The 10247-nt window shown below is 60.7% G+C and carries 7 protein-coding genes, 1 tRNA gene and 2 pseudogenes; 3 read left to right on the forward strand and 7 right to left on the reverse strand.

Annotation, left to right across the window (positions count from 1 at the left end):
* Positions 1-236: 236 nt before the first annotated feature.
* Positions 237-1439 (reverse strand): porin, encoded by a 1203-nt coding sequence (locus tag EOA24_RS15560; RefSeq protein ID WP_126078329.1) that lies wholly within the window; start codon positions 1437-1439, stop codon positions 237-239.
* 391 nt (positions 1440-1830) lie between these two features.
* A tRNA-Ser gene (locus EOA24_RS15565) sits at positions 1831-1921 on the reverse strand.
* 336 nt (positions 1922-2257) lie between these two features.
* On the opposite strand from EOA24_RS15565, the gene EOA24_RS15570 reads away from it, so the two are divergent.
* A complete protein-coding gene (locus tag EOA24_RS15570; protein WP_126078330.1) occupies positions 2258-3445 on the forward strand; it encodes a porin in 1188 nt (395 codons plus the stop codon).
* A gap of 83 nt (positions 3446-3528) precedes the next feature.
* Here the strand turns inward: EOA24_RS15570 and EOA24_RS15575 are convergent, their stop codons facing one another.
* Entirely contained in the window at positions 3529-3810 is a 282-nt protein-coding gene (locus EOA24_RS15575; RefSeq protein ID WP_126078331.1) for a tetratricopeptide repeat protein, read from the reverse strand.
* A 252-nt stretch (positions 3811-4062) separates the two neighbouring features.
* Between EOA24_RS15575 and EOA24_RS43035 the strand changes: the two are divergent.
* A pseudogene (locus EOA24_RS43035) lies at positions 4063-4244 on the forward strand (pyridoxal phosphate-dependent aminotransferase); the annotation flags it as partial.
* Positions 4245-4511: 267 nt separating this feature from the next.
* On the opposite strand, the pseudogene EOA24_RS15585 reads toward EOA24_RS43035, so the two are convergent.
* The 4 genes and pseudogenes from EOA24_RS15585 to EOA24_RS15600 all read right to left on the reverse strand — a co-directional run.
* Positions 4512-5527 (reverse strand): annotated as a pseudogene (locus EOA24_RS15585) (alpha/beta hydrolase); the annotation flags it as partial.
* 182 nt (positions 5528-5709) lie between these two features.
* The gene (locus tag EOA24_RS15590; protein WP_245467159.1) at positions 5710-6618 is read right to left on the reverse strand and encodes a formylglycine-generating enzyme family protein; all 909 of its coding nucleotides are present in this window, start codon (positions 6616-6618) and stop codon (positions 5710-5712) included.
* Positions 6619-6707: 89 nt separating this feature from the next.
* Complete coding sequence (locus tag EOA24_RS15595) at positions 6708-8213, reverse strand: arylsulfatase (RefSeq protein ID WP_126078334.1); 1506 nt, start codon at positions 8211-8213, stop codon at positions 6708-6710.
* 629 nt (positions 8214-8842) lie between these two features.
* Positions 8843-9640: a hypothetical protein gene (locus tag EOA24_RS15600; protein WP_126078335.1), complete on the reverse strand. Its 798-nt coding sequence runs from the start codon at positions 9638-9640 to the stop codon at positions 8843-8845.
* 420 nt (positions 9641-10060) lie between these two features.
* Between EOA24_RS15600 and EOA24_RS15605 the strand changes: the two genes are divergently transcribed.
* A partial coding sequence (locus tag EOA24_RS15605; RefSeq protein ID WP_133374524.1) for a hypothetical protein occupies positions 10061-10247 on the forward strand: 187 nt, incomplete at its 3' end.

A 10247-nucleotide genomic window follows, 5' to 3' on the forward strand; every position in this document is an offset into this window, starting at 1 on the left:
TAGCCACACCCCCTGTGGTTAAGCCTTCAGCCCTAACCGTTCGGAGATGTCCTTTCAAGAGTTTTCGAATCTTGCGGCCAACCACATCCGCCGGTGGCGGATCCCACAAAGTCGCTCCACAGACCCGATCAGCTTACCGTTTCACCCCCATCCTTTCGTTTGCTTCGACCAATCGCGAAAACAAAACGGCCCGGGCGTGGAGACGCCCGGGCCGGATTTCAGTTGCGGTCCAGCCCTTAGAAGGAGCGCTGGAAGCGGAGGAGACCGCCGATGGCGTCGTCTTCGCCAGCAGAAATACCGGTCCAGTTGTGGTTCGTGCCACGGGTATCGGCTTCGCCGATGCTGCCTGCATTGACGTAGTCAACTTCGGCCGTAACCGTAAAGCCGGGAACGATGTCGTAGGCGATGTTGGCGGCGATGCCGAGGTTCTCACCTTCGTCATACGAGATCTGAGCGTTGAACGAGGTCTTCTCGTTGAACTTGTAGGTGCCACCGCCCCACACTGCCCAGTTTTCGTCCCACTGCTTGTAGAAGCCGCGACCGCCAGCTGCGAAGGCATAGGTCGGATCCGACAGGTTGTCATCGGAGCCATAGCCGCCCATGATGAACAGCGAGATGGCGTCGTTGACGTTCACGTCCAAACGAACCTTCCCGGCGACTTCTTCGTAGTTGCTGTCGTAAGCGATAACGCCGGTGATGGCACCCCAGCCCTGCGTCCACTTCACGCCGCCGACGACATGCGGAACGTAGCTGTCGATCGTGCCCACGCCGTAGGAACCGTCCGTGCCGCCGCCCGCGCCTTCTTCGAGCGAGATCACGGCCGAGAAGCCGTTGCCGGCGTCGAAGTAGTACTGGACGACGTTGGTGTCGAAATCACCGTAGGGAACCAGCGTATCCTGGATGACGTTGCCGGCATAACCGATGAACGTGTTGAAGGCCGATTCGTCCTTACCGACGCGCAGGCCACCGAGCTGGATCCAGGCGAAGTTCAGCGACGTGCCCTTGTTGAAGGCCGCATTGGGGCCATAATCGTCATTGGTCGGGTCACCAAGATCGGCGTTGCGGTTGCCGAAGTTCCAGCGGGTCTCGGTGTAGGTCTTCAACGTGCCGAGCTCGGTCTCCTGGCCGGTCCAGGTCTTCAGCGTGAAGCGGGCATTCTTGTAGAAGGTGTCGTTGCTGTCGCCGTCCTCGACATCAGCGGACGTCGCACCGTCGAACGAGCCGACGTCGCCGACGCCGATGTCGTAACGGACATAACCGCCGATGCGAAGGCAGGTCTCGGTGCCGGGGATGTAGAAGTAGCCCGAGCCGTACACGTCGCAGATCTTGACGTATTCAGCCGGTTCCGGCTCGGCGACGGTCACCGCGTCGGCGGCGCGGGCGCCCGAAACTGCGATCAGGGCCGCAGCTGAGCCGAGAAGAAGGCTCTTGATGTTCATTTTCTGACCTCCAGTCAAAAGTTAAAAAACGGGTCTGGGTATTTTTTGCTGAAGGACAGCGTTCCCTGCCCCATCCCCACTACCGAAAAAGATGCGCACCGCGCCGCTCCTTCGAACGTGACCTTTACCCAGGCGGCGGCGGCGTTCAACCACGATCGTATCGGCGAAAGCCCGATCCAGACGCTATCCCCGGATGTTGTTGCACAAATGACACGATTTGGCCTCACTCCGAAAGCTCTCGTTAACCATCGAGGCCCGCGAGACGCTCGAATCCAGGCGAATCCGGCGATCGGCCGGCTGAATTGCGGCGTCCCGGCGAGTCGCTCTGTCCGGTTCTTGCCGCAGAATCGCCTTGCGAAGGGAAGCTTGTTGCGCACAGCGCAGGGGAGGATGGCGGAGAGGATGGGATTCGAACCCACGAGAAGCTTTTGACCTCTACTCCCTTAGCAGGGGAGCGCCTTCGACCACTCGGCCACCTCTCCGTCGCGCCGCTGGATAAAGAAAAGCGTGGGCACAATCAACAAGCCGGCGCCATAATCGCCGAAAAATCGTTAGGCCGGCAACTTGGGAAAGCGGTGGAGCATCGGCATCGCATCGGCCCAGACGTGGCGAATCGTGACTTATGCGGCCTTTTCTAGCCAGCAGAGGCGCCTTCATTGGAGCGCCCTCGTAGACCGGAAACCGTACTCGCAATCACCCGGCAGACGCCCCTCGTTCCGCCGCACGGGGGCGAAAAAGTGCGCAATAACAAGGCATTGCCCATAATTCCGATCGAAAGTCCGCATCGCTTCCATCCGATTCTGACTGGAGGTCAGAAAATGAACATCAAGAGCCTTCTTCTCGGCTCAGCTGCGGCCCTCATCGCAGTTTCGGGCGCCCGCGCCGCCGACGCTGTGACCGTCGCCGAGCCGGAACCGGCTGAATACGTCAAGATCTGCGACGTCTACGGCTCGGGCTATTTCTACATCCCCGGCACAGAGACCTGCCTGCGCGTCGGCGGCTATGTCCGTTACGACATCGGCGTCGGCGATGTCGGCTCGTTCGACGGCGCCAAGTCCTTCGACCATGAGGACGGCGATGAGCAGAGCACCTTCTACAAGAATACCCGCTTCACGCTGAAGACCTGGACCGGCCAGGAGACCGAGCTCGGCACGTTGAAGACCTACACCGAGACCCGCTTCAACTTCGGCAACCGCAACGGCTACCCATCGGCAGACGATCCGACCACGGCAGCGGATGAATTCAACAGCAATCCTGCCGGCAACAAGAACGTTTCGCTGAACTTCGCCTGGATCCAGCTCGGTGGCCTCCGCGTCGGTAAGGACGAATCAGCCTTCGATACGTTCATCGGCTACGCCGGCAACGTCATCCAGGATACGATCGTCCCCTATGGCGACTTCGACACCAACGTCGTCCAGTACTATTTCGACGCCGGCAACGGCTTCTCGGCCGTGGTCTCGCTGGAAGAAGGTTCGGGCGTCGTCGGCACGATCGACAGCTACGTTCCGCATGTCGTCGGCGGCGTGAAGTGGACTCAAGGGTGGGGCGCCATCACCGGCGTCGTTGCTTACGACAGCAACTACGAGGAAGTTGCCGGCAAGGTTCGCCTGGATGTGAATGTCACCAACGAACTGTCGCTGTTCGGCATGTTCGGCTATGGCAGCGACGACAACCTCAACGACCCGACCTATGCCATCGGGGCCGGTGGTCGCGGCTTCTATAAAATCTGGGGCGGCAACTGGGCATTCTGGGCCGGCGGCACCTACAAGTTCAACGAGAAGACCTCGTTCAATCTCCAGGTGTCGGGTGATCAGGACAAGAACTATGGCGTGGCGGCGAACGTCGCCTATGACATCGTACCCGGCTTCACGGTCACGGCCGAAGTCGATTGGGATCACTTCGGCAAGTTCGATGATTGGGTTTCGGGTGCCGACGTCGTCAACTTCACCGGCGCCGACAAGAAGAACAGCGTCGGCGGTCTGCTCCGCTTCCAGCGCTCGTTCTAACAGGCGTCGCCTGATCGAAATCGAAACCCGGCGGGCGATCGCCGGGTTTTTCATTTGGTTGCGAGGTGAAGACCCGCGGTGCCTTAAGCGCGCCGCAGGTGCCTGATGGCAAGTGCGTGTTCGCCAACCGTCAGATAAGCATCGCCCAAACTGAAGTGGAAACATGGGTCGAGTGGCGTCTGGTCGACCGCCCGAGCAAGGTATTTGATGGACAACTTATCATCGACGCCCAGTCCCAGCGTCCCCAACATGTACAAAGCCATCGGGTGCTCGGGCGTCCTTGCCAAAACGCGACGACACAGTTCCTCGGCCTCGGGCAACCTGCCCGCCAGCTGAAGTTCCAGCAACATTTCATTGGCCTGCATACGCGGCTTCGCCTTCGGCTGCTTGAGTGTTGGCTGTTTTACAGTCTGCTTTGGCGCGGGTCCGCTCTTCAAATGCTTGGACCAGCCAGGGGCGGTCGGTTATTCATCCCGCCTCGCTAACAAAAAGAGGCGCGGGAATCCAGCCGTGGTGCAACCGGCAACGGACCCGCGCTATTTGCCCCTTTCGACAACTTGCACCCACTCCCCGCCCACGCTAGCAAGAAGCCCCCTTTCTCAACCAAGCCCATTGCCATGCGCCAGCGCCCTTCCCTCGCGCCGATCATCGGTGCGCTTCCCACCACTGTGCCGTTCGTCGGGCCGGAGGCGCAGGAGCGCGAGGCGGGCGGCCTTTTCGCGCCCGCATCGGCGCCAATGAAGGCGGTTTCGGGCCTTCGCCACGCGTTATCGCGCGCATGGAGAGCGTCGCGCGCGATCGATAGCGGCCTTGCTTTCGGCTGTCCGGTCTTGGGTTGTGGAATTCTCTTTCCCGACGGATCTTTCAGGTGTTTGGACCAGGCGGGCGGCAGCCGGTTGTTCATCGTGTCTGGCTTGCAAAAAGGGGCAACAGAATCCAGCCTCTCGGGCGCTGAAGGCAGGTCACCTCCCAATCGCCCCGCCGTTTACGCCACCTAACACGATCACTGGGTCGTCGCATCGCCCTTCAGGATCGTCTCGAGCTCATCTGGCGGGGCGTTGTTCGTTTTTCCTTCAATGGCCGCGACGGGCGCGCTGACCGTGCTTGCCGCGACGTTGCCGATCGTGTCGACCGTGCCGGCAACCACAAGGCCGAGTTCGTCGCCAAGCCCCACTCTCGAATCCGTCAAGGTCTGGCCGGAAGCAAGTTGCGCGCCGAGCAATTGGACGATCTCCGGACTTTCAGCGAACTTGCTGTGATTCAAGCGATCTGCGGTCTTTACGTCGGTCAGATCAAGCACGGTTATTCCAGCTGCCTGGAGCTTCGATTTGTACGGCTCCTTCGACGGGTCGGCCTGCCCCACCCTGTCGACATTGCCCGCAATCAGGCGCGAGACGGCAAGCGCCCGGTCGTCCCGCGAGACGGTGATGGTGAACTTCGGCTTTTTCGGCCCAAGCTCGGTCCACTGGCGACCAAAGACATCCACGTCGAGATCGGGAGACGCAAGGATGACGTTCCTGATCTTGGGCGAAACGCGCCCATCCTCCAGCGCCATCTGCCTCAGCGATTCCATCGCCAGCCAGGTGCCCATCGAGTGGGCCATGACGGTGACGTCGGTCACGCTGCGGTCGTCGGCCAAGGCCTTCAATTCCGCTCGAACGCAGTGCGCGAGAAATTCGCGCTTTCCTTGTCGTAGTTGTAGCCAAGCACACTGGCGCGCGACGGCCATGTGAAGAGAATCGGCACGACGTTCGCCCGCGAGTCATGCACGAACTGCGCGAAGCGAAAGACCGAGTCCTCATACCGGTTGTTGAAGCCATGCACGAAGACGAGAACATGGCCGTTCGAATTGTGAGCATGCAGCCATTTGTGAGCCTCGGGAACCGACAGGTTTCTTGCGGCAAGAACCGCGAAATCCTTTTGGGGGTTTGGCGGCAGCTTTTTCGGCCACTCGACCGTGCCCGGCGCACGGTTCGGCGGAATCGAGATGGTCAGGTCGGTCAACGAAAGCGCCGGGCTGCGCTCGCCCGTGAACAAGGTCGCCGGGTCACCGGAAGGCTTGCGGCTGGTCGCGACCAACATCGTCACATCCGATGCCGCCGGCGAAACCAAGCTCGCGGGGATCGGCGCCAGAACCCCTTCGGGTCCAGTTCCGCACGCCGTGAGCGTAAGGAATATGGCCGATATGGCTGCTGCAACCCGCCAGCGCGCCGGTTTGGACCTCCCGGCGCCGCGATGCCCATGGAGGGCGCTGCGCCCTCCTCTCATGACGGACGCGCGATGCATCGAAAACCCAGGTGGCAAGTGGACGTATCCACGGGCTGCGCCATGCGAGCGGCCGGCCGGTACCGTCGGCAATAGCTGGGGGCGCACAGGAAGGACCCGCCCTTGGTCACCTTGCGTGGAATTTTGATGTCGGGTGTCAGCGGGTCGAAGCTCGCCTCACGCTCGCCGCCGCGCGGATTTTCCATCGTACAGCAAGGGCTCTCGATCCGGCGATGTTCCTGGTACCAGTCGGTGGTCCACTGCCAAACATTGCCGGCCATGTCATGGAGCCCGTAGCCATTTGCCGGAAACGAGCCGACGGGCGCAGTCCATTCGTAGCCGTCTTCGCAATCGTTGCGGAAAGGGAACTCGCCCTGGTAGGTGTTGGCCATATGCTGGCCGCCGGGCGTCAGCTCGGCGCCCCAAACGAATTCGGCGCCCTCCAGCCCGCCGCGCGCGGCAAACTCCCACTCGGCCTCGGTCGGCAGAGCCTTCCCCGCCCAGTTCGCATACGCTTCCGCGTCCTCATAGGCGATGTGCACGACGGGATGGCTGTCGAGCCTCTTCAGCCCGCTGGCGGGGCCGCGTGGGTGCCTCCAGTTCGCGCCACGGACGTAAGCCCACCAATTATAGTGATTGTTGCGATCGATGCCGCGCGAAGGCCTCACGAACAAGGCGGAAGCCGGCGCCAATGATTCTGCACTGGCGCCGGGATAGTCCGCGGCATTCGCTGGACGCTCGGCCAGCGTGACATAGCCGCTGGCCTCGACGAAGCGGCTGAACTCGGCATTCGTGACCGTCGCGCGATCCATCCAGAAGCCGCCGACGACGACGCGATGCGCCGGCGCCTCTTCCGGATAGTGGCTGTCTGAGCCCATCAGGAATTCGCCGCCGGGGATCCAAAGCATATCGGCGTTTGACGAATCCGTTGGCTTTGCTGCAGGTCGCGCTTCAGTCATCGGCTGGTCTCGTCTGAACGGCAGAGCGCATCCGCCGTTCAATCCCCCGCAGCGAACATTTCCTCCGGGCTTGGTGTCACCAGCGGCGTGAAGTAGGTCAGCCGCACTGCCTCCATAAGCAACAGCGGGGGTTTCATCTGGGCTGCGAGCTCGGTGATCCTTGCCTGCAACACCTTGACCTTATCAGGATACTTATCAGCCAAGTTAGTGGCCTCCGATTTGTCCTGCGACAAATCGAACAGCTCTATCTTTTGCGGCAACGTTGCCGACCACAACAATTTCCATTCGCCCTCGCGCACCGCACCGGCCATCGGATCGACATTGTAGACGATCTCTGTGCGCGGCGAAGGTTTGCCCTCGCTGATGGCCGGCCACATATCCACGCCGTCCAGCGGTTTATCCTTGCCAGGCTTGGCGCCGGCCAGCCCAGCCAGTGTCGGCAACATGTCGACGACATGCATGAGGCCATTGAAGACGCCAGGCTTGACCTTGCCGGGCCAGTTCATGAAGGCGACCGAGCGGGTGCCGCCCTCATAGAGGGTGCCCTTGCCTTCGCGATAGGGGCCGTTATCCGCAGGCAGCTTGCCACCCACCTTCGAGTCGCCCGCAAACATCGAGTTAACGACGCCACCGTTGTCGCTCATGTAGACGATCAGGGTATTGTCGCGAATCCCTTTCTTCTCAAGGGCGGCAACGACATTGCCGATCTCGTCATCGATCACCGAGATCATTGCGGCATAGGCTCTGCGGTTCTCGTCGGCGATGTTCTTATATCGGTCGAGATATTCCTTCGGAGCCTGGAATGGCGTATGGGGCGCGGTGAAAGCGAGGTAGAGAAAGAGCGGCTTCTTCTGATCGTGAGCGTTGATGACCCGGACAGCTTCCTGACCGAACAACGTGTTGTCGAAGCCCGGCTCCTTGATCGGCTTGTTGTTCCTGTACCAGTCCGCGATACCATGCGATGCATGTTTGAAATGGTCGATCTCGCCGACCGTCGCCCCGTAGAATGAATCAAATCCACGCTGCTTCGGCCAGTAGTCCGTCTTGGCATGGCCGAGATGCCATTTGCCACTCATCGCCGTCTGGTAGCCCGCGTCTCTTAGGATTTGCGAAAGAAGTGTCTCATCGAGCGGAAGGCCATAGGTTCCCGCTGCGGGGACAACGCCAACCTGCATGCCATAGCGCAGCGGATAGCGGCCGGTCATGAGGGCGCTGCGCGTTGGTGTGCACATCGGCTGCACGTAATATTCTTCGAGCTTCGTCCCTTCCGCGGCAAGCTTGTCGATGTTGGGCGTCTTGATGTCCGAGCCGTGATAGCCGACGTCTTTCCATCCCTGATCGTCCGCAACGATGAAGACGATGTTCGGCTGCGAGGGCTGGGCCGCCGCCGTCTGGACGCCCGCAAGGCCGGCGAGCGCGCCGGAAAGGCCGACAGGTGCTGCAAATCGCGAAACCGCAGCCGCAGTGCCGCCCATCAAAGCGTCCCGTCGCGTGATTCTGTTGGTTGCACCGGCTTCGGCCGGGAAGTCTCGATCGTTGCTCATATTATGCCCCTGCTCTGCTAATTCACGCCGTTCTGCTCAATACCGCGGCGCGTCTGGTGTTCTGGCGCCAATCATTTGCCTGGAATCCAAAGGCGCGGCGGCTCAGCACCCACGTCTGCCGCTGCCGTTGCTGCGGCGCGCTCAATGTCCTCTGCGCACACCTGCGAATAGCCCTGCCTGTTCATGCTCCCCACTCGCCGTGCGTCGGCGGTATTTCCGCGCTATTTGGCCTCGCGCTGTTTTCGCTTAAGTTATTGCTAATAGAACCGTGCCGCTATCCACTTTGCGCAAAGGAGGCATTTTTTGGCGTCCTGACCTGCGTCGCCGTCCCGGGAGATGCTTTGCTGTGGCTCGTCACGCGGGCGGCTCAGACGCGCCCCCGAGCGCACGTCACCTTTCGCTTGCCTGGGCGCCTTGGCCCACCGTAAGCGCCTTGCCAATCCACTCTAGTCTGCTGGTGCAGACCATTGCCGATACGATCGTGCTGTGGAACGGAATTCCATTTTACCGCCGGCTGCAGAAATGCGCCGTCGAACGCCGGCGGGCGATGCCTGGCTCCGCCATCGCTCAGCAGCCCAATACCGAATGCAGGCGCCGCAGAGAACCAACCACGTCATCTCAATCCGCTATTATCCCGGATGGGCTGGCGAGAATTGATAAGTGAGCCCCAGAATCGGACCCTGCTGAGTGAGTTTGTTCACGAAGCCGTCGTGGCTATAATTGTCGTGCACGGCCCGATAGCCGACGAAAATCGACATCTTGTCGTTGAACTGATAACCGGCCCCTCCCATCACATCCCACATTGACTTGGACCCTGCGCCGAAACCGCCGACGAGGCCCCAGCCAGCCAAGTAGATCCCGTCACCGACATCGGCCTTGAATTTGGCGCCGATCACCGGATCGACCCACGTATCGCCGTCGCTCGCTGACCTGCCATCCAGCACACCTCCGTGGAAGTCGAAACTGTTGTCGACCGACCAGAGGCGGGCACCGGCGACAAGATCGAAATTCGTCCCATCCTGATAGTAAACGCTGTAACCACCCAGCGCCGTACCCATGAAAGTGCTCACCGTCGCATCAATGTTGGACGCGAGGATTCCCTTCGGGGTGCCTATGTTGGCGTCGAGCTTGGCGTACACTATGTCCGTGCTGATTGTGAAAGGCCCGTTGCGAGCTTCCGTAAGCCCCATGAAGCCGAATTTAAGGTGGTGCAGCACGTCGCTGAAGCTCACATCGACATCCTGAGGCGGAAATCCGAAGACTCCGCTCTCGCCCTTGATTCCCGAGGCCCAGAGATACGGGGCGACAGTGAACGTCCAGCCCTCATCCCGCTGCTTGGCGATGTCCGCCGCAGATGCGTCAACGGCACAAAGTACCGATATCACGGCCGTTCCCAAGGCTACCAAACGAAATCTTTTCACGATCATCCCCTCAAGGTGCTCCTCGATTTGCTATACTTAGCCGGCGCGTGCGCGCCCGCATCATGTCCCGCGCCGTCTCAGGTCCTGCCCTCTGTCAAATTGCCTTTGATCCAACGTGCGATGCTGACGCCGTCAACGCGATGCGTACGGCCAAGACGCCTGGCGCCTCCCCAATAAGTAGATCTGCTTCGTCCATCGTCCCCAGAGCCGTGAGTCGGCGATATTTTGCGGCGAATTGATCTCGCGCAATTTGCGTTTAAGCTACACCTAATACAAGTGTTGTGATATCCACTTTGCGCAAAGGACGCATTTTTGAGCGCGTGGCCTCCAACGACTTCGCACAGGGACGTGCAACTTGGCCCAGACGCGCTCGGCGATGCCGCCTCTGGGCTGCCCGTGAAGGTTGACAGGCTTTCGCCAGGGCAAATGCCGTCGCGCCTCCGGCAAATCCAGTCCCACGGCAAGTGGGCGCTCGATCTGGCTGAATTCAATTGCGCCTTCCGTGCCAACGGCGGCTTTGATCCAGGTTCCGTGGCAATCGTGGCTGTAGAGCGGGCCCGGGACTCGACGATCTGCGGCATTCCGCTCAAGGACGACATGATCGTGGCAATTC

Source organism: Mesorhizobium sp. M2A.F.Ca.ET.039.01.1.1 (assembly GCF_003998035.1).
GTDB lineage: Bacteria > Pseudomonadota > Alphaproteobacteria > Rhizobiales > Rhizobiaceae > Mesorhizobium.

What these genes read in the sequence shown, in the direction of transcription:
- EOA24_RS15560 (WP_126078329.1), bottom strand. Translation starts at nt 1,439, where the DNA reads ATGAACATCAAGAGCCTTCTTCTCGGCTCAGCTGCGGCCCTGATCGCA.
- EOA24_RS15570 (WP_126078330.1), top strand. Translation starts at nt 2,258, where the DNA reads ATGAACATCAAGAGCCTTCTTCTCGGCTCAGCTGCGGCCCTCATCGCA.
- EOA24_RS15575 (WP_126078331.1), bottom strand. Translation starts at nt 3,810, where the DNA reads ATGCAGGCCAATGAAATGTTGCTGGAACTTCAGCTGGCGGGCAGGTTG.
- EOA24_RS15590 (WP_245467159.1), bottom strand. Translation starts at nt 6,618, where the DNA reads ATGCTTTGGATCCCCGGCGGCGAATTCCTGATGGGCTCAGACAGCCAC.
- EOA24_RS15595 (WP_126078334.1), bottom strand. Translation starts at nt 8,213, where the DNA reads ATGAGCAACGATCGAGACTTCCCGGCCGAAGCCGGTGCAACCAACAGA.
- EOA24_RS15600 (WP_126078335.1), bottom strand. Translation starts at nt 9,640, where the DNA reads ATGATCGTGAAAAGATTTCGTTTGGTAGCCTTGGGAACGGCCGTGATA.